This is a genomic window from Paenibacillus sp. FW507-14B1B, from assembly GCF_058781425.1.
Map to the genome: position 1 here is coordinate 15,692 of NZ_JBYSWS010000009.1, position 26,218 is coordinate 41,909.

Annotated in this window: 25 protein-coding genes; 1 reads left to right on the plus strand and 24 read right to left on the minus strand. The window is 45.9% G+C overall.

Features of this window, described 5'->3' with window-relative positions:
- Positions 1 to 27: 27 nt before the first annotated feature.
- The 21 genes from nadA to pth form a co-directional block, all read right to left on the minus strand.
- A complete protein-coding gene (nadA, locus tag AC3WJJ_RS24805) occupies positions 28 to 966 on the minus strand; it encodes a quinolinate synthase NadA (protein WP_422659033.1) in 939 nt (312 codons plus the stop codon).
- A 229-nt stretch (positions 967 to 1,195) separates the two neighbouring features.
- A complete protein-coding gene (gene ftsH, locus AC3WJJ_RS24810; protein WP_492544723.1) occupies positions 1,196 to 3,259 on the minus strand; it encodes an ATP-dependent zinc metalloprotease FtsH in 2,064 nt (687 codons plus the stop codon).
- Positions 3,260 to 3,360: 101 nt separating this feature from the next.
- On the minus strand, positions 3,361 to 3,900 hold the full coding sequence (hpt, locus tag AC3WJJ_RS24815) for a hypoxanthine phosphoribosyltransferase (RefSeq protein WP_492544725.1): 540 nt from the start codon (positions 3,898 to 3,900) through the stop codon (positions 3,361 to 3,363).
- A gap of 57 nt (positions 3,901 to 3,957) precedes the next feature.
- On the minus strand, positions 3,958 to 5,397 hold the full coding sequence (gene tilS / locus AC3WJJ_RS24820; RefSeq protein ID WP_492544727.1) for a tRNA lysidine(34) synthetase TilS: 1,440 nt from the start codon (positions 5,395 to 5,397) through the stop codon (positions 3,958 to 3,960).
- A gap of 62 nt (positions 5,398 to 5,459) precedes the next feature.
- Positions 5,460 to 6,374 (minus strand): serine/threonine protein kinase, encoded by a 915-nt coding sequence (locus tag AC3WJJ_RS24825; protein ID WP_492544729.1) that lies wholly within the window; start codon positions 6,372 to 6,374, stop codon positions 5,460 to 5,462.
- Positions 6,358 to 7,098, minus strand: coding sequence for a vWA domain-containing protein (locus tag AC3WJJ_RS24830; protein WP_492544731.1), 741 nt, complete (start codon positions 7,096 to 7,098; stop codon positions 6,358 to 6,360). Before AC3WJJ_RS24830 ends, AC3WJJ_RS24825 begins: the two co-directional genes overlap by 17 nt.
- Before the next feature lie 117 nt (positions 7,099 to 7,215).
- Positions 7,216 to 9,726, minus strand: a complete 2,511-nt coding sequence (gene spoIIE, locus AC3WJJ_RS24835; RefSeq protein ID WP_492544733.1) for a stage II sporulation protein E — start codon at positions 9,724 to 9,726, stop codon at positions 7,216 to 7,218.
- Between the two features lie 347 nt (positions 9,727 to 10,073).
- Complete coding sequence (locus AC3WJJ_RS24840) at positions 10,074 to 10,568, minus strand: S1 domain-containing RNA-binding protein (RefSeq protein WP_492544735.1); 495 nt, start codon at positions 10,566 to 10,568, stop codon at positions 10,074 to 10,076.
- 121 nt (positions 10,569 to 10,689) lie between these two features.
- A complete protein-coding gene (locus AC3WJJ_RS24845) occupies positions 10,690 to 11,031 on the minus strand; it encodes an FtsB family cell division protein (RefSeq protein ID WP_422659025.1) in 342 nt (113 codons plus the stop codon).
- A gap of 12 nt (positions 11,032 to 11,043) precedes the next feature.
- Positions 11,044 to 11,613: a spore cortex biosynthesis protein YabQ gene (gene yabQ / locus AC3WJJ_RS24850; protein ID WP_492544738.1), complete on the minus strand. Its 570-nt coding sequence runs from the start codon at positions 11,611 to 11,613 to the stop codon at positions 11,044 to 11,046.
- Positions 11,610 to 11,891 carry a sporulation protein YabP gene (gene yabP, locus AC3WJJ_RS24855; protein WP_422659023.1) on the minus strand — a complete coding sequence of 94 codons (282 nt, stop codon included), beginning with the start codon at positions 11,889 to 11,891 and terminating at the stop codon, positions 11,610 to 11,612. Before yabP ends, yabQ begins: the two co-directional genes overlap by 4 nt.
- 120 nt (positions 11,892 to 12,011) lie before the next feature.
- On the minus strand, positions 12,012 to 12,290 hold the full coding sequence (locus tag AC3WJJ_RS24860; protein ID WP_422659022.1) for an RNA-binding S4 domain-containing protein: 279 nt from the start codon (positions 12,288 to 12,290) through the stop codon (positions 12,012 to 12,014).
- A complete protein-coding gene (locus tag AC3WJJ_RS24865) occupies positions 12,290 to 12,562 on the minus strand; it encodes an HU family DNA-binding protein (protein WP_054956725.1) in 273 nt (90 codons plus the stop codon). The genes AC3WJJ_RS24860 and AC3WJJ_RS24865 overlap by 1 nt, the downstream gene beginning before the upstream one ends.
- A 166-nt stretch (positions 12,563 to 12,728) precedes the next feature.
- A complete protein-coding gene (gene yabN, locus AC3WJJ_RS24870; RefSeq protein WP_492544741.1) occupies positions 12,729 to 14,243 on the minus strand; it encodes a bifunctional methyltransferase/pyrophosphohydrolase YabN in 1,515 nt (504 codons plus the stop codon).
- A gap of 94 nt (positions 14,244 to 14,337) precedes the next feature.
- A complete protein-coding gene (locus AC3WJJ_RS24875; RefSeq protein ID WP_492544743.1) occupies positions 14,338 to 16,020 on the minus strand; it encodes a putative polysaccharide biosynthesis protein in 1,683 nt (560 codons plus the stop codon).
- A 199-nt stretch (positions 16,021 to 16,219) separates the two neighbouring features.
- The gene (gene spoVT / locus AC3WJJ_RS24880) at positions 16,220 to 16,762 is read right to left on the minus strand and encodes a stage V sporulation protein T (protein ID WP_422659019.1); all 543 of its coding nucleotides are present in this window, start codon (positions 16,760 to 16,762) and stop codon (positions 16,220 to 16,222) included.
- 215 nt (positions 16,763 to 16,977) lie between these two features.
- Positions 16,978 to 17,124, minus strand: a complete 147-nt coding sequence (locus tag AC3WJJ_RS24885; RefSeq protein ID WP_492544746.1) for a hypothetical protein — start codon at positions 17,122 to 17,124, stop codon at positions 16,978 to 16,980.
- Between the two features lie 63 nt (positions 17,125 to 17,187).
- A complete protein-coding gene (locus tag AC3WJJ_RS24890) occupies positions 17,188 to 18,264 on the minus strand; it encodes a peptidylprolyl isomerase (RefSeq protein WP_492544748.1) in 1,077 nt (358 codons plus the stop codon).
- The gene (mfd, locus tag AC3WJJ_RS24895) at positions 18,248 to 21,775 is read right to left on the minus strand and encodes a transcription-repair coupling factor (RefSeq protein ID WP_492544750.1); all 3,528 of its coding nucleotides are present in this window, start codon (positions 21,773 to 21,775) and stop codon (positions 18,248 to 18,250) included. Before mfd ends, AC3WJJ_RS24890 begins: the two co-directional genes overlap by 17 nt.
- A gap of 156 nt (positions 21,776 to 21,931) precedes the next feature.
- A complete protein-coding gene (gene fin, locus AC3WJJ_RS24900; RefSeq protein WP_422659016.1) occupies positions 21,932 to 22,162 on the minus strand; it encodes an anti-sigma-F factor Fin in 231 nt (76 codons plus the stop codon).
- A gap of 81 nt (positions 22,163 to 22,243) precedes the next feature.
- Positions 22,244 to 22,807 carry an aminoacyl-tRNA hydrolase gene (gene pth, locus AC3WJJ_RS24905; RefSeq protein ID WP_492544752.1) on the minus strand — a complete coding sequence of 188 codons (564 nt, stop codon included), beginning with the start codon at positions 22,805 to 22,807 and terminating at the stop codon, positions 22,244 to 22,246.
- A 100-nt stretch (positions 22,808 to 22,907) separates the two neighbouring features.
- On the opposite strand from pth, the gene AC3WJJ_RS24910 reads away from it, so the two are divergent.
- Positions 22,908 to 23,108: a hypothetical protein gene (locus tag AC3WJJ_RS24910; protein ID WP_492544754.1), complete on the plus strand. Its 201-nt coding sequence runs from the start codon at positions 22,908 to 22,910 to the stop codon at positions 23,106 to 23,108.
- 130 nt (positions 23,109 to 23,238) lie between these two features.
- Here the strand turns inward: AC3WJJ_RS24910 and AC3WJJ_RS24915 are convergent, their stop codons facing one another.
- The 3 genes from AC3WJJ_RS24915 to spoVG form a co-directional block, all read right to left on the minus strand.
- On the minus strand, positions 23,239 to 24,192 hold the full coding sequence (locus tag AC3WJJ_RS24915) for a ribose-phosphate diphosphokinase (RefSeq protein ID WP_422659013.1): 954 nt from the start codon (positions 24,190 to 24,192) through the stop codon (positions 23,239 to 23,241).
- Positions 24,193 to 24,266: 74 nt separating this feature from the next.
- On the minus strand, positions 24,267 to 25,667 hold the full coding sequence (gene glmU, locus AC3WJJ_RS24920; protein WP_492544757.1) for a bifunctional UDP-N-acetylglucosamine diphosphorylase/glucosamine-1-phosphate N-acetyltransferase GlmU: 1,401 nt from the start codon (positions 25,665 to 25,667) through the stop codon (positions 24,267 to 24,269).
- Positions 25,668 to 25,777: 110 nt separating this feature from the next.
- Positions 25,778 to 26,062, minus strand: coding sequence for a septation regulator SpoVG (gene spoVG / locus AC3WJJ_RS24925; RefSeq protein ID WP_006207419.1), 285 nt, complete (start codon positions 26,060 to 26,062; stop codon positions 25,778 to 25,780).
- Positions 26,063 to 26,218 lie beyond the last annotated feature (156 nt).

Consider the following 26,218-nt stretch of genomic DNA (forward strand, 5'->3'; position numbering starts at 1 on the left):
CTGTCTTTTAGCGAAGAGTAGCGCATGCTACTTTACTTGTAACATGCGCTCTAATGAGGTTCTAGCTTTTTCCGCAACAACGGGCGGTACATAAATTTGAGGCTTCATTGTCTCAAGACATTTAACCAGCTTCTTAAGATTATTTACTTTCATATTCGGACATACAAGAAACTTTGTTGCAAAGTGGAACGATTTATCGGGACTATCTAGACGAAGCTGATATCCTGTACCATCTTCCGTTCCAACAATGAATTCCTTGCATGAGGAGTCTCTGCAATATTCAAGAATAGCCGTTGTACTACCTACAAAATCACCCATTTCAACGACTTCTGGACGACATTCTGGATGAACAACAAATTCAGCATTCGGATATTTAGCTTTCATCTCAACGACATCCTTAACGGTCAGCATATCATGCGTATTGCAATAACCTTCCCAGATGATTAGCTTTTTGTCCGTATGCTGCTGAACGTAGTGGCCGAGGTTCTTATCTGGGACCCAGATAATCTCATCAGAATCGACAGATTGAATCACCTTTACTGCGTTAGAAGACGTACAGCAAATATCTGTCTCTGCCTTGATCTCAGCTGAAGAGTTAATATATGTGACCACCTTAGCATTTGGGTGCTGCGCTTTCAATTTACGAAGTCCATCCACGTTAACCATATCTGCCATAGGGCATCCTGCGCGTTCATCAGGTATGATCACCGTCTTATTTGGGGCTAAAATTTTCGCACTTTCCCCCATGAAGTGTACACCACAAAATACGATAACATCAGCATCCGTCTGAGCAGCCTTCTGGGCAAGCAAGAACGAATCCCCCCGGAAATCAGCTACTTCCTGAATTTCATCCCTTTGATAGTAGTGCGCCAAGATAATAGCATTACGTTCCTTCTTCAACTGCATCAAGCGTTCGCGCAGTTCACGGTTTTGTTCCGCTTTACGCTCCAATGCCAAAGCTTCCACGAGCGACCCTCTCCCCTTATGTATTGCGGCCCATTACATGACCGCTGTTGAACATACTCAAGATGCTGGTATCCCCTTTGTGAAAGGAAGCACCTTTCGTTTATCACCTAATGTACACAAGGTTCGAATGACTGTCAATGTGATAAGAAGCACAAAAAGAACCGGAAAACGAATGATCGTTCTCCGGTTCTTTGTTTTTATTCGGAATGCGATGTTTTTATCGCATTTATTATGTCAATCTGTTGTTACCGTTGTCCGATCCATCTGGAGGTGTAGTGTCGTCCGGACCTTTACGTTCTGAATCATTACCGTCTAATGGATTGTTCGGGATATCTTCGCTTGATTTAGGCTGTTCAGCCTCATCTTTGCCTTGGATCCGAACACGAACGTCACCAATGTTATCGATGATTGGCTCTCCATTCTCGGATGATCCTTGACCGCCGTCTCCTGAATCTTTGTCACTGAGAGCACCTGTCTCAATCAATTGCTTGATTTGCTCAAGTTCCAGTGTCTCTTCCTCAAGGAGTGTATTTGCAATCAGGTGAACTTCCTTAGCGTGCTCAGTGAGCACCTGCTTACACTTCTCATAACAATCATTGATGAAGCGTTGCATTTCCTGATCGATTTCATAAGCGATCTGATCACTGTAGTTCTGCTCATGTCCGATATCACGTCCCAAGAATACTTGACCTTGTGATGTACCGAACTGCATAGGTCCGAGTTTCTCACTCATACCGTATTCCACAATCATGCTGCGGATAATACCTGTCGCCTGTTGGAAGTCACTGTAAGCACCGGTTCCGATTTCACCAATGAACAGTTCCTCCGCTACACGGCCACCAAGCAAACCGGTAACGCGGTCGAGAAGTTCTTGCTTCGTTACAAGCATACGATCTTCTTTAGGCATCATAATTACGTATCCACCAGCGCGTCCACGCGGAATGATCGTTACTTTATGAACCATATCAGCATGCTCTAGGAAATAACCAACAATGGTATGACCTGCTTCGTGATAAGCTACGATACGCTTCTCGCGATCACTGATCACGCGGCTGCGCTTCTCAGTACCAACAATAACGCGGTCGATAGCTTCATCCACCTCACGCATGGAGATGTCTTTACGATTACGACGTGCTGCAAGCAATGCCGCTTCGTTTAGAAGGTTCTCCAGATCAGCACCGGTAAAGCCGGTCGTCCGTTTCGCCACGATATCGAGCTTAACGTCTTTCGTAAGCGGCTTGTTACGTGCGTGAACTTTCAATACTGCCTCACGCCCCTTCACATCCGGACGGTCAACCGTAATCTGACGGTCAAAACGACCTGGACGAAGCAGGGCAGGGTCAAGAATATCTGGGCGGTTTGTCGCAGCTACGATGATGATACCTTCGTTAGCTCCAAAGCCGTCCATTTCTACGAGCAATTGGTTAAGCGTCTGCTCACGTTCGTCATGTCCGCCGCCAAGTCCTGCACCACGTTGACGACCAACCGCATCAATCTCATCGATAAAGATAATACATGGAGCATTCTTCTTCGCGTTCTCGAACAAGTCACGAACACGAGATGCACCGACACCGACGAACATTTCAACGAAGTCAGAACCGGAGATACTGAAGAATGGCACGCCTGCTTCACCCGCAACTGCACGAGCTAGGAGGGTTTTACCTGTACCTGGAGGGCCCACAAGAAGCACACCCTTAGGAATACGAGCGCCTACTGTGTTAAATTTACGCGGATCTTTAAGGAAATCAACAACTTCAACGAGCTCTTGCTTCTCCTCGTCAGCTCCTGCAACATCCTCGAACGTAATCTTCTTCTTCTCTTCATTATATAGACGGGCTTTACTCTTACCAAAGTTCATCACTTTGCCGCCGCCGCCTTGAGCCTGGTTAAACAGGAAGAAGAACAGAACAAACATGATTACGAGCGGAATGAAAGATGATAACAATGTCAGCCAAATACTCTGGCCTTCCATTTTCTTAACGTTGAACTGAATCTTATTCTGTTCGCTCGCTTGAACAAGTTCATTCATCGCTTCATCAGTGGCTGGGATATAGGTTGAGAAGTTTGCTGACTTATCTTCGTCAACTTTCTTATATTTACCGGTTACAAGATATGCATAACCGTCAAATTGAGCCGTTATTTCTTCAATGTTGTTGGCCTTAATTTCCTGCCGCAGCTGATCATACCTAGGGGTATCGGCTACTTCGTTGCCGTTGGTAACGAACTGTACGATGCCCACCACGACTAAAAATAGAATCAAATAAAAACCAGAATTCCGGATGAACCGATTCATCCCCTACCTCCTCTCAAAGACACATAAGATATTTTACCACAGCCTGTCTAACCATCTCAAATATACAAGATAGAGCAGTGATCTGTGATCCAGCGTGGCAATTAGTTACTGTAAATCTCCGGTTTCAAAACCCCGATGTAAGGGAGATTCCGGTAATGCTCGGCATAATCGAGACCATATCCTACAACAAACTCATCGGGAAGAACAAACCCGGTGTAGTCTGCCTCTAGATCTACCGTTCGGCGTGCCGGTTTATCAAACAGAGTCACCACAGCAACCGACTTGGCATTACGATTCTCAAGCAGCTCGATTAAATAGCTTAGTGTCAGACCACTGTCGATAATATCTTCAACAATGAGTACGTCTCTACCTTCAACAGATACATCCAAATCTTTAATAATTTTTACTACACCAGATGATTTTGTTGAAGCACCATAACTCGACACTGCCATGAAATCTAATTCCATCGGTACCGTAATGTTCTTAACCAGATCTGCCATGAAAATAAACGCGCCTTTAAGAACACAAATCACCAAAGGATCGCGTCCCGCATATTCTGCGCTAAGTTTTTCCCCTAATTCTTTAACCTTAGCGTGTATTTCTTCTTCGCTGATAAGCACTTCTTGAATGTCATTTTGCAACTGAGAGAACCTCCTACGTGTTTATACTATGAAAGTGTAAAAACGGCCATTCCGATTTTACACTTTCTCCGCATCCACGAGTTCCATGCGGAGAATACATGTTGTATGCCGCCCAACAGCGGCGTGAACAGAACGTCTTACACCCGGGATCCACACGATGCTACCTGAACCATCACAAACCATAGGGATAACTGAACGGACAGACGGTGGTATCTTCTCATCAATGAGAATATCTTTTACCTTTTTGCTGCCGTTTAATCCCATGATCTTTATCTTGTCTCCGGGCCGCCTGCTACGTATGGTTAACGGGAAGACAAGTTGATCTGCATCAAATGACGCCTCGCCAGAAGACATCTTTATGCTATCCCTCATTTCCTCTCCATTCATACGCACAAGCTTTAAAATCTTTCCGATTTCCGGCAGAACCAGATTCCGCCCATCGGGGGAATTCAATTGATATATGTAGTTCCCCTGTCCTGCAAGCGGCTTAGGATAAAAACTCACCTCTCCGTATTCACGGATGCAGGTCAAACCGCCTCCTAAATCCAGACGCCAATTGGTTCGGCGTTCCTGTATAACCCCTTGGCGGACCGTTTCGATCTTAACGAAATCGGTATTTTCCTGGTCTGCCGACAGATAATTTAATATTAGTTTAATCAAACGCCGTTGTAAAGCGACATGTAAGCCCAAAAAGGAAGGCGCGTCGAATGCGAGCCTTCCATCGATCTCCCGTACAAGGGAGCGGTAAGCATTCTCGGCAGTGAGCTCCATGAAGTCATCTTCCTCACCCGTAACTTCTGCAAGCTGGTTGAGTGAAGATGAAATCTGTCCATTATACTGTTCGAGAAACGGAAGTACCTCTAAGCGAACAGCATTACGGCGATATTTTGTCGTCAAGTTGCTATGATCCACTGCATAGGAATAACCGCGTTGATCGCATAACTCAATCAAGTCCGTCTTGTTAATACGAAGAAACGGACGGATCAGTTCCACATTTTTTTGAACTCTTTTTATTTTCATACCAGCAAGGCCAGATGGCCCCGTTCCACGCAATAATCGCATCAGTACCGTTTCTGCTTGATCATCCGCATGGTGAGCCAGTGCAATGGACCTTGCACTATACTTCTCAGCAACCTCAAAGAGAAATTCATATCTTTTATCCCGAGCAGCCTCTTGCACACCTTTCCCACTCTGCTCCATATACGCAGGCACATCGATATAAGCTGTCTCTACTGGTATTCCTAAACTTTCGCCTAGGTTTTGAACCATGACAGCTTCATCGTCGGACTCCTGACGAAACCCATGATGTACATGTGCACATATCAGTTTGAGAGGTGTACTCCGAGTTGAAATCTCATGTAGAACGTGTAATAAAGCTACAGAATCCGGGCCTCCGGAGACAGCAACAATAATGACATCACGGGCAGTCCATAGCTGCTTCTCGCGCGCCACATCCTCAACACGTTCAACGATTGATCTCAAACAATCCTGTTCCAATTTTGATGTCCCCTTTTTCTGTCGATAAACAGGCCATAATATGCAATATTCGGCATGACGAATTATGTACGGAGCAATAAGTATATCGCACAACCTAGAATAATAAGCGACATAACAAAAGAATTTCTAAGCCACCGCGGTGTCTTCGTGTTCCCACCGTCCCAACGGGATGGGGAATATACACGACTTCTCCAATAGTTCACCGCTTCCCGTGAATCTGCGAATTCGCCAGCAAGGGCTTTACTCAACCAGCCGGCATATGGCCTAAGCTGCGAGCTCTTTCGTAGTGCATCCTGAAGATCCGAGACATGACGGACCTGTGGTAATTGTGATGCGGCCGTCTTAAGCGCCTCTTCATCCAATAGCTGAATACACATCACGGCAAACGAGAACAGATCATAACCTTCGTCACCGGTCCGGCTCCCGGCATTCCAATACCCACGATCATACCACTCAGTAAATTGCTTCACACTTCGGCCGACAGCACTAACTCCGCCATAATCGATCAATTCCACTTGCCCATAAGTTGATACGATTACATTCTCAGGCTTTAGATCACCAAAAATATAACCAGAATGGTGCAGCACCGAGAGTCGCTCGAGCAGTTTAAGCCCCACAAGACCGAGCCACTCTCTTCCCCGTGAACGAATGAAACGCTGAAGCTGACTTCCTTCAACATATCTCATGACATAGAAGGGAACTTCCCCAGCGCTGTCCTGATGGTCATCAGCTTCTACCAAGTATGGAACTGACATCTGCTCTTTGAGCGTGTTTAATACATTGATCTCCGATTGAAGATCAAGGGTATCATATCCCATCTTTAAAGCATAACGCTCCGTACGTCCAGGCCGTTGTACCAGATAGACTCTGCCGTTAGCCCCCTTGCCTAACATCCGCTGTACGATGTATCGACTCTTCCGCCATTTCCCTGTAATAACGGTTCCAGGCGGATAACCGGAATTAGACAACGTAGTCACCGAGCATCCCTTCCTCTTGGCCGGAATCACCCAGCCATGATTGATTACCATCTAGTGTACCATAACGATAATAATCAATCACCTTAAGTAAGGCTGGTCCTGTCGGTGTTGCGCCCTTCATCTGAAGCTTTTGAAATAAGGATCTCACCCCATCCAGATCTGAAGTCCAATCAACATCCTTTACGATATCTTCTCCAATCCCGCGTCCAGGAAAATGAAATACCGAAATCCTACTAGACCCCGATCGAGCTTTCAAACTGAGCATCAGGTCCCGAATTGCTTCCTCTACCGCCCCAAGCTTAGGCTTCATACTAGCACTAGCATCAATTAATAGCGCTACTTGCAAAGGTGAAGTCTCCGCAAGTTCATCTACCACTTCAACCACCTGTGATCGTTTCTCAGGCGGAAGGTCTTCAATTGCTCCTCCCCCTAGTATTTGCTGTATCTCTTTATTAACCGCTTGCTGTATAGTTTGAACAACTGTTTTACGAGTCATCATCTGCATCGTTCTAGCGAGCATAGGCGTGCCCACAATACGGTGAATCCCACCGCCAGCTTTGGCGATCTCTTGAATTTCAAAAGCACCAAGCTCACCTATTGTTCCATAATCAAGTACACCCACAACATTGACTGTAATTCCCTCTTGTAGCGCATGTGCTGCTGCCATAATCGGACTAGGCCCTACATTTGAACAACCATCCGTGATGAGCAAAATCTGTTTCATATTTGCATCCTCCCCGTCACTTCATTAAACTATCGTTCTCTCTATCATTCCCAGTTTTTATAGAGTTCAAACGATAGTTAAAAGAATAGGCAGGCATTTCCCGGGTAATTCGTTTATTCAACTTACAGTACGAGGACGCTCCATTCGCGCAAATCCCGGCACATGAACATTCGCCCACTCGGGATGAAAATGATCTACACGACCTACCACGACGGTCATATCATCATGAATCTGATTCTGCTGATATCGAATAACCTTTTCTAATAAGCAATCTGCAATTTCCTGTGGATCTGAACTGTCTACCTCCTGAATTATTCGTTTCATCCAAAGTTCTTTGTTCACTGCGTATCCTGGTGCATCATAAATCCCGTCTGTCATCATAATGAGCACATCCCCTGCCTGAAGTTGCACGGATACTAGATCTACCTCAATATCCTGGATAATACCTATTGGCAGATTGCTAGCCGTGACCGGGATGACTTCATTCCCCCTTTTTATAAAGCTCGGTGTTGATCCAATTTTCATAAAAATAGTCTGGGCAGAGTATTGATCAATCAATGCCATATCAACGGTTGCATAAATCTCATCAGGTGATCGAAGCATGAGAATCGAATTTACTGATTTAATCGCAAGCTTCTCATCCATACCTGACTGCAATAGCTGTTCCAAAATATTAAGTGCTGAGCTACTCTCCATCCTCGCCCTTTCTCCATTACCCATTCCATCGCTTAATGCCACCGCGAAGGTTCCATTTCCAAGTTCAACGGTACTAAAGCTGTCCCCTGATAACAAATCTCCTCCTTTGGCTGCGGCGGCCACACCTGTCGTGATCTCAAACGTCTTCGCCGAACCGAATCGAACAGTAGCCAGCCCATCCCGGGGATGAGTCATCGTCTCTTCTACAACAGCGATATGTTCCCCGATAATATCTGATAGAAGCGGAGCAATGATCTTTCGGCACTCATCATACCCCCTTGTGTAAGCGTGGATAATCTCAATTTCCACATGGCCGGAATCCAGACTAATAATATCTATGCCTTGAATGGATAGACCTAAATGCTGTAATGCCTCCCTTATCTGCTCCTCTTGGATATGCATCGTCTGACTTTCTCGTTTGATCTCTCGTGCAAGGTCCTCCATAACCTGCGATACGCCGGATAATTGTTCTGCAACAAGATGACGACTATCGAATATTTGACGTTTCCACTGCATATCATGTTGGTACAAGTGATATTGCTGTTTTAGCACACCGAGCACTTCTTCCTTCTTCCCACATATCTTATCCCAAGACGGTGGAAGATCCTTTGTCTCGACACCTGGATTCTCTTCAATCGTGGTCATCATATCGGTCATATATTTATACGTCTGATAAAACTTAGCATCCCAGCAGTGATTTCGCTTAAAGCAAGAGGAGCAGGCCCCTTCTGCAACCGCATCCATAAAATGATTCATTTCCTCCGTCTGCCTACCTGGTGGCTGCATCGTCCCTGTCGTCTGTCCAAAGCTCTGAGAGAGCTGCCGAAATACTTGAGAAAATTGGGTCACTCGATCGGCCGTCAAGTCCCTAACCCGCTTCGCATACTCATGTTGAGACTTCGTATGGTCCTGCGTTCCAGGTACATACTTGCCAATCGCCCTTGTTACACTTTTAGGTGTAATCAGAAACAGTCCGATCGCAATGCACGTTTCCCAAGTTGAGAGCATAACCTCACTAGGTTTATTGAAATAAATTGACAGTATGGTGGCCCCTAGCAGCATGCCTAGAGAAACACCTCCCTTCTTGCCTTCACGGAGCATGCCAGCGAGCATACCCGCAAAAGCAAGGAGACTCATCTGAGCAAATGCTGAAATATCAGCTAAGCTTAATATGAGGCCAGTAACCACACCTACCGAAGCACCGAGAGGAGCTCCACCAACCAAAGCGAACAATAGAATTAAGTAGCGTGACAACACATGCTCCACGGACATTCCTTGAATGACCCAGCCCACAGCACCTGTCATAACAGAGGCCAGTAGTATGATAAGGCATAGGATTTCCTCGTTCTTGAGCACATAATTTTTTTTGCGTAGTGTAAACACCGGAATGGCCTGAATAAACACTAGCGTCAGCACGAACCCGAGCACTGCATCGAGTGACATCATCATCACATCGTACCAGGTCATGGAAGGACCGATCAGCAGCGCGAACAAGTTTACAACGAAGGTAGACACAAACACCATCATTGGTGCATATGACAACTCTGCTCGTTCATAAGACTCCATCCCTCGAAGCATGAAGTAGAAGAGGATAAGCTCCGCTGGGATCATCAATGCAGATGAACTTGATGCAAAAATACTTCCTGCAATAACTGCGATCCCTACTGGAAGTAAGTAATCTCTACGCATAAATGCGATGACCGCAAAATAAGCTGCTGCAAACGGAGATAACTCGTCCAGAATCATCGCTCTTCCTAACAGAAAACCCATAAAGGTCAGCAGTATCATCCACTTCTTAGCGGCCAGTAGCTCAAGGGGTCGCTGCAAGAAGGACAATTGCCCAATACGTTCTGCTAAGCGGGCACGAAAGACTCCCGCTCCTCCTTTTGCCGTATCTGCCCCCGGAAACATTACCACGTTTCTTTTTTCCATCACCCTGGCACCCCATTCTTTCACGAATTTGTTTGGTCTCATTATAAAACCGACGTACCGAGAAAGTTTGTCAGAACACCGGACAAGCTCCAAAGAAATTTCCGACAAAAAAGCCTGCCTCCGCGAAAACTCGTAGAAGGCAGGCTAATCCCTTGATGCATTTACCATTTGGGTGATTCAATTGACTAAATTTTGGGTACACTGTTTCCCGAATTGGGGCACCTTCATTTTTGGATTTCACGTTTTTGACACGTAAATCACGTAGGAACGTGTCGTACCCTTGCATCACGCGACAAAAAAACCGCAGAAGGTTATTTCCCTCTGCGGTAAATTTATATTTTATCGAATTACACCCGTTTGGCTCCGCGTCCACCGCGTTTGCCCTCTGTATTCTTCTTAAGTGAAGAAATACGTTCTTCACTATCTTTCAGGAAACGTGACATTTTATCCTCAAATGAAGGCTTGTTGGCCGCAGGCTTAAATGGACGTCCGCCGCGTTCACGGTTATATCCTCCACCGCCACCGCCGAATCGTTCTCCTCCGCCGCCTCCGCCGCCGCTACGCTCCGGTCTTGGTGCGCGTGGTGGACGACTTTCGGAAGCTGGTTTGTCAACAGCCTGCTTGATCGAAAGACCGATCTTGCCGTCTTTGTCGACATTAATCACCTTCACGGTAACGACATCGTTGATCTTCAAGTGATCGTTGACATCCTTAACGTAGTTGTCGGCGATCTCTGAGATGTGAACGAGACCCGTGACACCTCCTGACAGATCCACAAATGCTCCAAAATGCGTTATGCCTGTCACCTTGCCTTCTAACTTGGTGCCCACTTCAATTGCCATAGAATAAAATGATCCTCCCTTAAAAATATACAGTCCGATTTCTTGAATCTCACTGCGGTGATTTGATTATACCCAATGACCTAAAAGAGGTCAACAGACGTATGTCATGGCTTTACCAGTATTATTCATCCTGATTCTGTGGTTGAATAATTGGAACCTCACTCGGTGGGTAAAGTCCGAATTTCTTTCTTGCAATTTGCCCGATATATTCGGGATCTTGCAGTCGCTCAACTTCAAGATTCAACTTGTTCCATGAATCTTGCACAGCTTGCTGTTCAAGGCGTTTTTGTGCCAGTATCTCACTCCGGTCTTGGATGTGAACATTTTGAGACCAAAGCGTTGAGCCTGCCCAGATCACAAATAGCGCCATGACGGCCATATACATTCTTCTGCGCCGAAGTGCGCCTTTGTTCTTTGTTGTCTTTTGGGGAGCCTGCTTCGTTTGTTCAGCAAATCTTCCCATGACTCATTCCTCCTAAAACCAGCGTTTCCACGCCTTTATAACCTTGTCCGCCACATCCTTGACCCAAACAGGCATCTTTACACGCGATGTGATCGGCCTCAGCATCCATTTCAGAAGACTCCAAAAAGGCAACAAGCATCGCAGTACCACACGTAAAAGGAACATGACCAATCTCCAGAGAAGCTTAATCAGCCCTTTCAATAGGTTCAGGATACCCCTGATCGGATTCCAGACCAATACGCGAAACATCGTCATTACAACCGACAGCAAGCGTTTTGCCGCCTGAATTAACATTACCACAAAACGCTTAGTTATAACACTCCATAATAAAAAATAGATCCAAACCCCTAGAAAGAGTCCTAAAAAAACGTAAAAGCGCAGTTGGCCATAGTTTGTCACATATAGCATTCGGAATACAAATAAAGCCGCTGCGATCCAGTACGCCATATCCAGCGCATGCTGCGACCATCTAGGAAAGCGAAGCTGACCTGCCAGCACCCGGTAGCTGTCATAGGCCAGTCCCATAGCCGCCCCGGAGAATAACATCCAGAGCAGCGTGATCCATTGGATTTGCGGGTTCATTTAAACAACTTGCCGAGGAGGCTCTTATTTTTAGCCTGGGATCCGGGATTTAAGTAGATGAGGGAGTGCACTAATCCTTCAATGGACAGAAGCCCCTCTTCCAGACTCAAATTTTTGATATGTAAATTCTGGCCCCGGATGGTCAGATGCCCGAGTTCAGTCTGCAGTAGAAATTCTTCACTATCAAAGCTCTCCACATTTTGGACGCCGCTGATGTCGAGCTGTTTGCGATTCTGCATCCTAAGGTCATGATGTTTGCCTTTCCCTTGGTCGATCATGGCATGTACCCCTCCTTTTAGAATTAGCTTATGGGGTAGAGCCTGTCTTTAGAACTGTAACCGTCATACAAAAAAACACCCTCTCACAAATGTGAGAGGGTGCTCCTGGATAGACTGCTCTTACCAGTCCAATCCGTTATCTTTGACGATCGGTTCTTCCTTAACCAAGGTGTAAAGGCTAGTAGCCTCATCTTTACGGGTGGTCTCAGCAAGACGCTCGACACGGACAGTGACCAGCTTTTGGCCAAACTGGACCGTAATCTCATCGCCTACCTTAACGTTGCCGCTCGGTTTAGCCTCACGGCCGTTGATCAGCACTCGTCCTTGGTCTGATACATCTTTCGCTACGGTACGCCGCTTGATTAACCTCGATACTTTAAGGAATTTATCGACACGCATTACTTTACAGCTTCTTTAAGTTTGTTACCTGCCTTAAATGCAGGAACATTAGACTCAGGAATTTCGATTGTGTTACCTGTTTGTGGGTTACGGCCTGTACGACCAGCGCGTTTACGAGTTTCAAATGTACCGAAGCCAATCAATTGTACTTTGTCGCCGCTAGCAAGGGCATCTGTAATTTCACCAAGAAAACCGTTCAAAACGTTTTCTACGTCTTTTTTAGTCAATCCGCTTTTGCTGGAAATGTTGTTGATCAAGTCTGTTTTGTTCATAATTTTAAATCCTCCCAATTATCAGAAAAGTAAAAGATTGCGGTACTGCAGGTAGTAAATCAGCCATATAAGCCACAAATACCTTACTTGGTTATTCTGGACCGTTTGCTCAATTCCTGCCGCATTACCCTATTTTTTTATTTTTTGCGCGAAAAACCGTCTTTTTTCACGGTGTGCCGTCACCATTAGATGACATAATCCGCTTAGCGGACTGCCACAGAGATTCCATCTCTTGCAGGGAACTGTCCTGCACTGACTTGCCCTGTGCTTCCAGCTGCTCCTCGATATACCGGAATCTCGAGACAAACTTCCGGTTCGTTCTCGTCAATGCTTCCTCCGGATCGGCCTTTATGAATCGGGCTACATTACTTACGGCAAATAGTAAATCCCCGAGTTCAAGTGCCTGATCTTCCGGAGATTGCCCCTCAGCTACTGCTTCGCGCAGCTCAGCGAGTTCTTCTTCAATCTTCTGGAACACACCGTTAATATCATCCCAGTCGAAACCGACCTTGGATGCTTTTTTCTGCAGCTTATAAGCCTTCATCAGGGCGGGTAGATCACGGGGAATGCCATCGAGTGCAGATGATTTCTCCGGATCAAGTCCCTTCCGCCGCTTCTCTTCTGCTTTCATCTGCTCCCAGTTCTGTAAAGCATCCTCTGCATTCTTCGCAGAGTTCTCACCGAAGACGTGTGGATGGCGGAATATCAACTTATCATTCAGGCCCTGAATGACATCATAGACCGTAAACGTACCAAGTTCTTCTTCCATCTGAGAATGAAGCAAGATTTGAAGCAGCAGATCACCAAGCTCCTCCTGCATATGCTCCGGATCATCCTCATCAATCGTCTCCAAAACTTCGTATGTTTCCTCAATCAAATTTTTACGAATGGATTCATGGGTCTGCTCCCGATCCCAAGGGCATCCTTCTGGACTTCTAAGAATACCAACGATTTCATGAAGGCGGGCAAAGGTCCGTTGACGCAGCCCGTCATCATCGCTACGGGGTACATAAACCAGTGATAGGTTGCCATAACCTTCAATTCGGTCCAGTTCAAAAAGCGGTACACGGACAATAGACTCTTCGCCTTCTACGCCGAGTGCATGTCCGACAATCACCTCATATTCATCCGGATAGATCTCCATCAGTGCAAGCTTAACTTCTGATGCAGTGAACATGTCATAAACCTGACCGATGAGCGTATGAAGCTGCGGCTGGATAAGACTGCTTCGAAGCTCGGCGGCATCCAGCAGCTGAAAGCCTTCAATCGGATCAAATCCGAGGCGGACGAAGGCTTCGTCAAGGAAGCTTTCTCCTCCGAGTACAGTCAGCGTTATGTGCTGCTCCGGGCATCGCTCCCGGAGCAGCTTTACGGTCGCCTCTGCCACCATAGGGTGACCTGGAACGGCGTAGACAATCTCACTACTGCTATCTTCGGACTTTGCTGCCTCGATTAATGCGGAAGCAATAAAATTATATACCTCAGGAAACGTGTCATGACTCTCATATACATGATCAAACGATTCCATAACGACACCGAGCTCTTCCAGTGCCGTTATCACGGGATGAGACAAGGTGCGTACGTATACCTTGGCAGCACCCTGTAGTGTTTTCATAATGCCTAATGTTAGCCTGTCCGGGTTGCCCGAACCGAGGCCAACAACCGTAATGGCTGCACTCATAAAGCTTCCTCCGCTCTTCGCCCGATCCTTATGGGCGGTGTTTTTCGTACACTACTATACCACAGACGGAAAGACATCTCACGCCTGCACGTTGTCAGCTCAGCATACGCATCGCTTTAAACATCGCTACTAGAGGACTTCCGACCTTCGGCAGCATGCGAAGCTCCTCTTCAGTAAGAAGCTTCGTAAACACAGCACCGGCAAGAAAGACAATAGCTCCCGCTACTACACCAGTCAGACTGGAGGCAGCAGCGCTCAAGCGCCCCTCAGCAATGCCCACCATCGCAAGTAGGTCACCTGTAGCATTACTTATGCCCCAAGCTGCTAACGCCAGCGCTGCGATGATAAATACAGGCTTGGCAAGCGAATTAACGACGTCCAGTCGGAAGCCGGTTGAGCGAGCAAGCAGGATTACATTCAACGTTGCCGCGATGAAATGTGCTACCACACCAGCAATTGCGGCACCCGTAATGCCCATACTAGGTACAAGTAGCAGATTAAGACCAAGCTTAACTGCCGCACCTGCCAGTAAATGAATTGCCGGGGCTCGCACGATACCGATCCCTTGCAGCAGAGCAGCGGAGATAATGCTTACGGTACCACCAACAGCCGTAAAAGCAATCCAGCGCATCACACCACTACCTTCCGCATCCTGATACAACATAATGTTGATGGGAATTGCGAGTGCGGCGAGCCCTACGGATGCTGCAAGACCAAGTAACCAAAACCAGCGTAGTGCGAGTCGGCACTGCTTCACCACAAGTTCCTTCTGGTTCTTAAATTTCGCTTCAGCCAATGCTGGGATAAACAACACCGATAAAGAGGTCGCCATCATTGTCACAAGCTGAACAAGTGGAAGTCCGCGGTTATAAATACCGAACTGGGCCATTACAGATTGCCCCGATAGGCCCGTGTCTTTAAGAAGCCTAGGTACAGTAAAAGTGTCCACTAAGCCAATTAAAGGCACTGCGAGAGCACTCATACAAATAGGCAACGCGTAAACCAACATTCGACGAAGAATACGTACATACCCTTCCCGCTCCAACAGTACGCTTTGAGATTGCCCATGAAGTGACTCTACACCTGCTTTATGAACCCCTTCTGCTGTGAATCCTACAATTCGACGTGAGGAGACTTCTTTACGCCAGTAGTAAGCCATAACAAGGAGACCCGCTAATCCACCTGCTGCAGACCCAAATAATGCCCCAGCAGCAATTTGATCTACGCCAGCGCCTGCACCAATCATGTAGAGGAGAAGGACAATCATAACAGCCACCCGTATGGACTGCTCTACAATTTGTGATACGGCTGTAGGCACCATGTTGTGTAATCCCTGAAAATATCCTCGCAAAAGTGCCATCCATGGAACGAATGCCAGCGCCAGTGCCCCGCTCCTTAATGCTGGTACAACATGATCGTCACCGATCCATATCCCTAATATCGGCGCACCTAGATACAACGTTACACCCAGAGCAAGGCCGAATAGGAGAAGGGTAACAGTCGATACACGAAGCATCCTCCGACTATCTTCGAAACGTCCTCCAGCCTCATACTCAGCCACATATTTCGACAAAGCTGCTGGGAAGCCAGCTGCTGCTACTGTAATGATCATCATATATAGCGGATAAACCGTATTATAAATGCCAAATACGGCGTCACCGCCCATATTTTGCAGTGGTATTTTTTGCAACGTTCCGATCAGCTTGGAGCCGATTGCCGCCGCGCTAAGAATAAAAGCCCCCTGAAGAAGCCTAGATCCTGATTCATTATGTTTCATTAGTCAGCGCCATTCCCTTATGGTTCGTCCGTTTAAAAGGACCTTTGATACCCCATTATAACCGGAACTGGATCGGAGACTCAAAACTTAAAACCATATAGCTCCAGAAAGACAAAAAACTCCCACCTGCTATCGGACCAGCATGGTCCGAGGATCAGAGGGAGTAAATTGCCTTTATTCAGGAAAGAGCTTATTGCTATTACTGCTCCATTTGCTTTCCAAGGAAAGCTGCAGCTGTTTCAGCCATCTTCGTTTCCATTTCACCCATGTTTACCGATTCATCTTTGTTCAAGAGCAGAACGCAGCCGATCGGGTCTCCCCCTGTAACGATTGGAGCCGCTACAAAGCTTGAGAATTCCTCTGGGTTATCTTTGCTGATCTCATATGTTCCTGTATTTGTTTCCAACACAGTTTTGCGGTTTTCCATGCAATTTTCGAGCAAATTACCGATCTGCTTGTCCAGATATTCCTTCTTGGAACCCCCAGCTACAGCAATAAACGTATCACGGTCAGAGATAATGGTCATATGACCTGTACCTTCATAAAGTGATTCAGCATATTCCTTCGCGAAGTCACCCAATTCACCGATTGGAGAGTATTTCTTCAAAATAACCTCCCCATCCCGATCTACAAAAATCTCAAGCGGATCTCCTTCACGGATTCGCAGTGTGCGTCTAATTTCCTTTGGGATAACCACGCGCCCGAGGTCATCTATACGGCGAACGATTCCAGTAGCTTTCATTTCACATGTTGCCCCACTTTCTTAAGAAGATTTTTCAACTACTGTGCGGGTACGGGAAGAGGATGTCCCCAGGTATATAAGTGTAATGTCTGACCATAGTATTCATCCTTTCCCATATCCTTATACATGCTTAGCCCGATATTGGTTACAAAAAGAATTTCTATTTGAACCAGCAAGGCTTGCCGAGCAGAACGATCCATAGCGCAAATTTCGCACTATGGATCGTTCAGCATTCCTTTTGACACACTCGATAAACGAAGCTCATCCCGAGAAATCTCGGAGTTTAAAGCTGCATGAAATAAGTGGTCGGCAGGAAGCTGATCCCATCTGCGCGATTTTGATTCAACTGATGACTGTGACATGTTAGTTAGACTGTGAAAAATGCGGGTCTGAGACTGCTGTCCTTGCCTAGATTATCCGTTCGTTCATTTTCCAGTTTCTTCGGTCTTCTCGCTGTCTTTCGTTCCTTCACCTGTTGCAGGGGCCTTGTCTTTGCTCTCGGTGCCCTTATCATCTGTTGTAGGAGTTTCACTCTTAGGAAGATCCATTTTTTCAATTAAACCGTCAAGCTCGTTCTTCATGAAATCATCGACTTTGAGAGAAGCCAATTCGTTATGAATACTTTCCTTTTGCGTATCACTCAACTTGTCATAGGTAACTTCCTTACGACTTTCAACCTTCATGATATGGTAACCATAGTCCGTCTTAACAGGGTCACTGATCTTGTTCAGAGGAAGAGTGAGTGCCTTTTCTTTGAACTCCGTTACCCAAGTGCGGGCTTCCTTGTTCTCATAGAGACCACCATTATCCTTCGATCCTGGATCTTCGGAGTACTCTTTTGCAATTTTGGCAAAATCTTCGCCCTTGTCCAATTTAGATTTAACCTCTTTGGCAAGTTTTAAAGCATCTTCTTCTTTGCGTTCCTTGCCTTCAGCATCTGTAAATCCGATCAGAACGTGACGGACACTAATCGTCGTGAAGTCCTGTTTCTTACTTTCGAACTCCTTCTTGATATCGTCTTCTGTCACTTTGTTCTTCTGATCTTCCATCACGGTTAATACTCGAAGCATATAATTCGTGAGATCTTGCTCTGTCAGATTCTGTGCCTCCAAGGATTTCTTAAACTGCTCTTCACCCATCGCGGTTTTGTTCTGTTTCACCAGATCATCCGCTTGAGTTTTAGCTGCTTTCTTTGCCTCTTCACCCGCTTTGGAATAGAGATACTCATAGGTTACTCCCTGCTTGGCCAAATATTCTTTAAACTGGTCCATCTGCAGGAGCTGAGCATATTCCGGAGACATGAACTGCATCATACGCTGTTCAAGGTCGAATTCTTTCTCCGTAATTTCTCCACCTTTGTATTTCACTACAACTTTGCTATCATCCTTCGGTTGTGCATTATCTTTACTGTCGTCACCGCATGCTGCGAGTACCGACATGGACATTACCGCAGTTAGCGATACGATAAACATCTTCCACGCCTTTTTATTTCTTGACGGCATTTTGTAAATCTCCCTTCAGGTTGAATGGCTCCTTGGCAGCCTCCAGAAATTGCTCTAGCAATTCGAGCAACTGTTGATCCGAAAGACCCTTACCCTTGAGACGGATCAGCATATTGGGCCCCTGATCAAATTGTACACGTCTTTCGAACAGATTTCCAATTTCGGCAAGCCTAACCGTGTTAACAATTTTATCCTGCCCTTCATAGAACTGCAAAAGGACATCATCTCCACGTTGAGAAATGGAGTCAATTCCATACATACGTCCGAATACCTTAAGACGGGAAACAGCCAGTAGATTTTGCACCGCTAGTGGCAATTCACCAAATCGATCAAGCAGCTCGTCTTCAAGCTCTGCTGCCTCGTCAAAGGAGGATACGACGGCGACCTTTTTGTATATTTCAATCTTCTGGATGCTGTCATAAATGTAATCCGATGGCAGGTAAGCATCAATTCCCAGGTCAATCGAAGTATTCCAGTGCTCTGACGGTACCGCCGGCTCACCGAGCATACTCACTTTACGTTTCTGAATTTCTTCAGCTAGCATTTGAGAATATAAATCAAACCCGACGGATGCAATGAAGCCATGCTGTTCTGCACCAAGCAGATTTCCTGCTCCTCGAATGGACAAGTCGCGCATAGCAATTTTGAAGCCTGAACCAAGCTCTGTAAACTCCTTGATTGACTGAAGGCGCTTTTCAGCTACTTCGGTCAATACCTTATCCCGCTGGTAAGTAAAGTAGGCGTAAGCTATCCGATTAGAACGGCCTACTCGTCCACGTAATTGGTACAGCTGAGATAATCCCATTTTGTCTGCATCATGTACAATCAGCGTATTAACATTCGGAATATCCACGCCTGTCTCAATGATACTCGTACTTACCAGCACATCATATTCGCCATCTAGGAAATCAAGAATTGTCTTCTCAAGTTCCGTCTCAGACATTTGTCCATGCCCAACGCCTACTTTGGCTTCAGGAACAAGCATCGAAATTTGAGCAGCCATCTCCTGGATTCCTTGCACTCTATTGTACAGATAATATACCTGTCCACCACGAGCCAACTCACGCTCTATAGCCTCTCTGACAAGCGTCTGGCTATGCTCAACAACATAAGTTTGTACTGGGAAACGGTTCTCTGGTGGTGTCTCAATTACAGACAAATCACGAACACCCAGCATAGACATGTGAAGTGTACGCGGAATCGGTGTTGCTGTAAGCGTCAAGACGTCCACATTCGTCTTCAGACGCTTTAATTTCTCCTTATGCGTTACGCCAAAACGCTGCTCCTCATCGACAATAAGCAGACCCAGATCTTTAAACACAAGATCTTGTGACAAAAGACGATGGGTACCGATTAGAATATCAACCGTTCCTTGTTTGACCTTCTTAATGGTCTCGTTCTGCTCCTTACGGCTGCGGAAGCGGCTAAGCACCTGGATATTGATTGGATAGTTTGAGAACCGCTCTCGGAATGTTTCATAGTGTTGTTGAGCGAGTATTGTTGTCGGTACGAGAACTGCGACCTGTTTGCCCTCAATCGCAGCTTTAAAAGCAGCTCGAACCGCAACCTCGGTTTTACCATAACCAACATCCCCGCAGAGCAATCTATCCATCGGACGATTCTGCTCCATATCCTTCTTGATTTCCTCGATTGCCCTGAGCTGATCATGGGTTTCATCATAAGGGAACAAATCTTCAAATTCCTGCTGCTCTGGTGTATCTTTCTCGAATCCATAGCCCGGCGCAGACTGACGGTCAGCATAGAGCTTAATCAGATCATCAGCGATATCTTGTACAGAGGAACGGACTTTATTCTTAACTCGTGTCCATTCGTTACCTCCGAGCTTATAAATCTTAGGCTCCTTATCCTCTGAACCCACATATTTTTGAATCAGATCAATCTGTTCAATCGGTACCGACAGCTTATCACTTCCAGCATAGAGGATATGCATATAGTCTTTATGAATACCGTTGATTTCAAGTGTTCCGATCCCCATGTATTTACCAATACCATGGTTCTGATGTACAACATAATCGCCGACTTTAAGCTCTGTGTAGCTCTTGATCCGCTCGGCGTTGTCCATATTTTTAGTGTTTTTGCGAACCTTACGCTGCTTCTGTGAGAACATTTCTGCCTCGGTAATTACTGCCGCATGAACTGAAGGTATCTCAAAACCATTTTTCAGGCTTCCGTCAAGCATAATGGGCTCATTAATTCCATAATCCTGGAGCACGCGTCTCATGCGATCCATACGATCAGGTCCACCCGCCAACATCATCACCTTGACACCTGTTTTATGCCAGCGTTCCATTTCTGCCTTTAACACATTCATCTGCCCATGGAAATCCTGCATGCCTCGGGTAATGAAGTTTACGATATTTTGAGGTTGAATTCTTGGTACCTGACGCAAAAACATGGAGATCAACAGCGTTTGGTATCGATGCTGATATACGACATCATCACTATCAAGTGATAAAGGGAGATCAGGCAAAGATTTGCCGTGTTGCATCAGGTGAAGGTTCCATTCCGCCTCGTCCCGCTCTAGTTGCTTCCCTGTTTCCAGAAGACGTGCAGGTTCATCCATTATAAGTATCGTATCTTCTGGCATGTAATCGTATAAATGCGTTCTTTCCGGATACAAGAGAGAAATATATTTGTAGATCTCAGGGAAATACACACGCTCTCGCAGCATTTCAACTTCACGGTTTATTTCTTCACGCAAGCGAAGCTTCGCTTGTCTATCCGTCATTCTCTCGAGCTGAGTTTCCAACATTCTCGAAATGTTCTCAGCTGCACGGGTGAGTCGCTCTGTATCTGCAATTATTTCCTTGCACGGTGTGATGACCACTTCTTTTACTTTATCAATGGATCGCTGATCCGATGGATCAAAGGTACGAATGGAATCAATATCTTCGTCAAATAGCTCCACGCGGTAAGCAAAAGGGGTTGTCATCGGATAGAAATCAATAATTCCTCCCCGTACACTCATCTCACCGCGACTTTCCACTCGCTCTACACGCTCATAACCGAGCTCAACCATCCGATTCAAGAATGACTCGAGTTCAAGCGTACCGCCATCGTTTAGTACAATACGCGCATCCGCCATCACTTCTGGTGCAGGCAACAAACGACGCACACCTGAAAGCGGAGCCACGACAACACCCCGGAAGCCACGCGCACAACGATGAAGTACATCAATTCGCTGGGCTAAGGTCTCCGGGCTGGATACGGCTGATTCAGCTGCTACTAACTCGTTGGCCGGATATAGCAGTACTTGATCAGCAGATAGTACCTCTTGCAGGTCATCTGCAATTTTTTGCGCCGAGAACATGTTATGGGTAACCACGAGCAATGGACGCTCCTGGCTCTGGAATATTGCAGCCATTAAGACTTGTCTGGACGAACCAGACAGACCTGAAATAAGCTGTTCTCTCATTCCTGCCGATGTACCGGCTGCAATAGATTTAAAGTCTGAATCTTCCGAAAAGACGTCTATAAGTGCTTGTAACAAAAGGGGCACCTCTCTTATGCTAACGTATAAATTTATCGAAAATGTGTAATCGAAAAGAAGCCTCAGCAAACTGCCAAGGCTAAATCGCGGCCTTTCGCTAACCGCGTTTTTTGTCCATCTTACATTACATCCTATGACTAACATAGAAGCTGTTTACTACTGAAGGGGACTTGCTAATAGACTTAGTTCGGGATGCGCTTCCAGCGCCTCTCTGCAATGATCACAAGTTACCCGGACGGTAATCTCCCCATTAAAATCATACGCTATTATATCCCTGCGTTCCTCGGCGGTCAAGGAATCGAATCCGAGTTGAGTTTCTGAAACATGTGTGGATTCAATCCGGCCTTGAAAAGTACGACAGTGTCTGCAAATATAGTTTATCGCCATCATATGCCTCCTGAAGGTCGTTTATACCTTCAGTATGCCCGGTTTATCAGTCTTTCAGACCGAGTGATGAATGATGAAGCGCTAAGCTCCGTTAAACTTTGCCATCGTTTGCTCAAATGTATGATCGAGACTAAATTCAAGAGCGTCGCATGTTGTATCTATCATATCTTTCAACAATTCTTGTTCGCGTTTCGGGAAAGTTCCTAACACATAATCAACGATAGCATGTCCCGGTTCCGGACGGGAAATCCCCATTCTTACCCGATTGAACGTCTGTGTTCCTGTATGCTGGATAATGGATTTGATCCCATTATGTCCGCCAGCGCTCCCTTGATATCTCAGACGAATTTTACCTACGGCTGTATCCAGATCATCATATACAACGATCATATCTTCAAGATCCACTTTATAATAGTCCATAAAAGCTCGTACAGCTTCTCCTGATAAATTCATAAATGTCATCGGTTTAATCAGCGCTGTTTTCTTGCCTCCAATGAAGCCTTCGGCAATGACTGATTTTGATTTGGTATTCGTAAATTTCATCCCATGACGCTCAGCCAGAAGGTCCAGTGCCATAAACCCGACATTGTGGCGCGTCTTTTCATAAGCTGGACCCGGGTTGCCCAATCCAACAATCCATTTCATTTCGTCTTGATTCCTTTCTGTATTTATACTTTCTTCTTTCGAGCTTTCTGAGTACAATATGAACAATACATTACCCTCACATTAAGAAGGTGGACCGGCATTGAAAAATTATGAACAGAGATTGACGCATCATAGCCATTTTCAATACCACATGAAGCACGCCATACCGGTGCAAGTGTACGAACAGGGCTGTCATCTCGATGTTGGCCTAATCACGGCCGTAGACGCTCATTTTGTGGAAGTAGAAGGAACCTTATATAACCGGAACTCTTTTACCTTCATCTCACGTCCCGGGTACTGATTGCCCGCCTACATAATTGTAACCGGTTTCTTTATGGATTCTTATACAGATGAACGCTAAAGTCCGCTATAGCCGACAAGGGTTACATTTCCTTCTGGAGGAAACGTAACCCTTTAAGATATAGCAAATATTATTCGATCTCAAACAGTTTACTAATAGACAACTCTTCATGAACACGGATAATCGCTTCACCCATGAGCGGAGCAACCGACAATACAGTCAACTTACTGCTCGGATTCTCATGAGTAATCGGAATCGTGTCTGTCACGATAACTTCCTTAAGCGGGGAATTCTCCAGTCGCTCCATCGCAGGACCCGAAAGTACAGGATGGGTACAGCAAGCGTATACTTCTTTTACGCCGCCTTCCATAAGTGCGTTAGCACCAAGAACAATCGTACCTGCCGTATCGATGATATCATCGATGAGGATAGCTGTTTTGCCCTCGATATTCCCGATAATATTCATAACTTCACTTACATTTGGCTCCGGACGCCGCTTGTCGATGATCGCAAGTGGAGCATTCAAGAAATCAGCAAGTTTTCTCGCACGAACCACGCCGCCGTGATCTGGTGATACAACGACTGGATTCTCGATTTGCTTAGAACGGAAATACTGGGCAATGATAGGAACGCCAAGCAAATGGTCAACAGGGATATCGAAGAAGCCCTGAATTTGCATTGCGTGTAGATCCATCGTGATTACACGATGTGCACCAGCCTTCTCAATGAGATTAGCAACCAGCTTCGCAGTGATTGGATCACGCGAACGAGCTTTACGGTCTTGGCGAGCGTAACCGTAGTAAGGAATAACCACGTTGATGCTCTTTGCGGAAGCCCGCTTCAGTGCATCGACCATAACCAGAAGCTCCATCAGGTTATCATTAACCGGCCCACATGTAGACTGTACAATATAAACATGGCAGCCACGAACGCTTTCGGAGAGTTTCACCTGAATCTCACCGTCGCTAAAGCTGGTTGTATGGGACTCCCCCATCGGAATTCCGATATAATCGGCGATTTGATGGGCTAGCTTTGGATTGGAATTACATGTAAAAATTTTCAATTTAGAATCTAGATAAGTCATAGAATAGAAACCCTCCGTGCTGGTTCATTGAATTAGGCTGCCCAATCACCGCTTCTCCTAAGAGAGGACAGCAACTATGAATGTGTCTGACTGTTCTTCTTGGCCTTAGCGCGTGCCCGAATTTTCTCGGCATATCCGGGTTTGTTTTCTTGCCGATGTCTACCAATTGCTAAATCGTTGTCTGGCACTGAATGAGTGACCGTTGTGCCAGCTACGACAAATGCGCCTTTACCAACTTTAACCGGAGCAACCAAGTTCACATTACTGCCGATAAAAGCATCATCCTCAATTTCGGTAATAGACTTATTATATCCATCGTAGTTCACTGTTATTGCACCACAGCCAACATTAACGTTTTTACCGACTTTTGCGTCTCCGACATAACTCAAATGAGATACCTTCGAACCGTCATCAATCGTCGAATTCTTAACTTCAACGAAATCGCCAATCTTGACATGCTCACCCAGTTTAGCGCCCGGACGCAAATAAGCGAACGGTCCAACATTTGAGCTTGCTCCGACTTCGGATTTGCTAAGAACAGAGTATTTAATAGACACTCCGTCTGCAATAACCGAGTCTTCAATCTCACTGTTTGGTCCAATCTCGCACTGACCGCCAATAACGGTATTGCCTCTTAATATTGTTCCTGGATGAAGAACCGTGTCTGCGCCTATTGTCACATCAGCACCGATATATGTTGAAGCTGGATCAATAATGGTTACTCCATTCAGCATATGACGACGTGTTATGCGTTCGCGCATGAAACCCTCTGCTTGCGATAAAGCAAGGCGATCATTAACCCCAATGGACTCGGCATGATCATCGGTCTGATATGCCAGTACCGTCTCACCAGCTTGCTTCATGATACCGATAACATCGGTTAAATAATATTCCTGCTGTGCATTGTTGTTCGTTACTTTGTCGAGAGCAGCGAACAGCTTTGCATTGTCAAAACAGTAAGTGCCTGTATTGATTTCACCTACAGCATCTTCCTCAGGACTACAGTCCTTCTGCTCCACAATCCGTAGCACTTTGCCTTCTTCATCTCGGATTACCCGACCATAGCCTTTAGGGTTGTCCATATGAGCTGTGAGCACGGTTGCAGCGGCCTTATTGTTCTCATGCAGCGCCAACAAACCTTCAAGTGTCTCAGATGTGACAAGCGGTGTATCTCCGCAGATAACGATCGTCGAACCATGTTCATTACCAAGAAGCTCTTTCGCTTGTTTGACGGCATGACCCGTTCCAAGCTGTTCTTCCTGCAGAACATATTCTGCCGCATCTCCTAGGTATGAACGGACGGTTTCCGCTCCATGACCCACAACCACCACACTGCGTTCACAGTGAACTTGATTAACCGTTTGTAATACATGACCCACCATCGGTTTCCCGCAGACGGGGTGAAGAACTTTATATAGTTTCGATTTCATTCGTTTGCCCTGCCCAGCGGCGAGCACAATAGCCAATCTTTTCAAGGGCCCTGCCTCCTCCTCTTGAACTCACTACTGAATATATCTCATTCTAGAAAAAAAGAAAAGAGAGCCACAAGTATGGCTCTCTTTTCCTTGAACCCCAATAGTCGATCTTAAGCGCCTTCTTCAATGACTTCCTCTTCAGTAGCAGCACGCTCGTACTCAGCCAATACAGCGGACTGAATCTTCTCGCGAGTACCGGAAGAAATCGGATGGGCAATGTCGCGAAACTCTCCATCTGGAGTGCGCTTGCTCGGCATTGCAACAAACATTCCATTGTTGCCGTCGATAACGCGAATGTCGTGAACGACAAATTCATTATCGATGGTAATGGATGCGATTGCTTTCATTCTCCCCTCAGAGTTAACACGGCGGAGTCTGACATCCGTAATTTGCATATGTGTTCACCACCTTTTTCCATCAGAGACTTGGTGTATAATTCCACACAGCAAACCGAATTCCTTCTTTTTTTATTTAGAAAATGTCCTAAAAACAGGAATTTTTTTTAGAAAGTGATGTTTTCGACAGACTTCGTGCCCATTCGCTTGAAAACG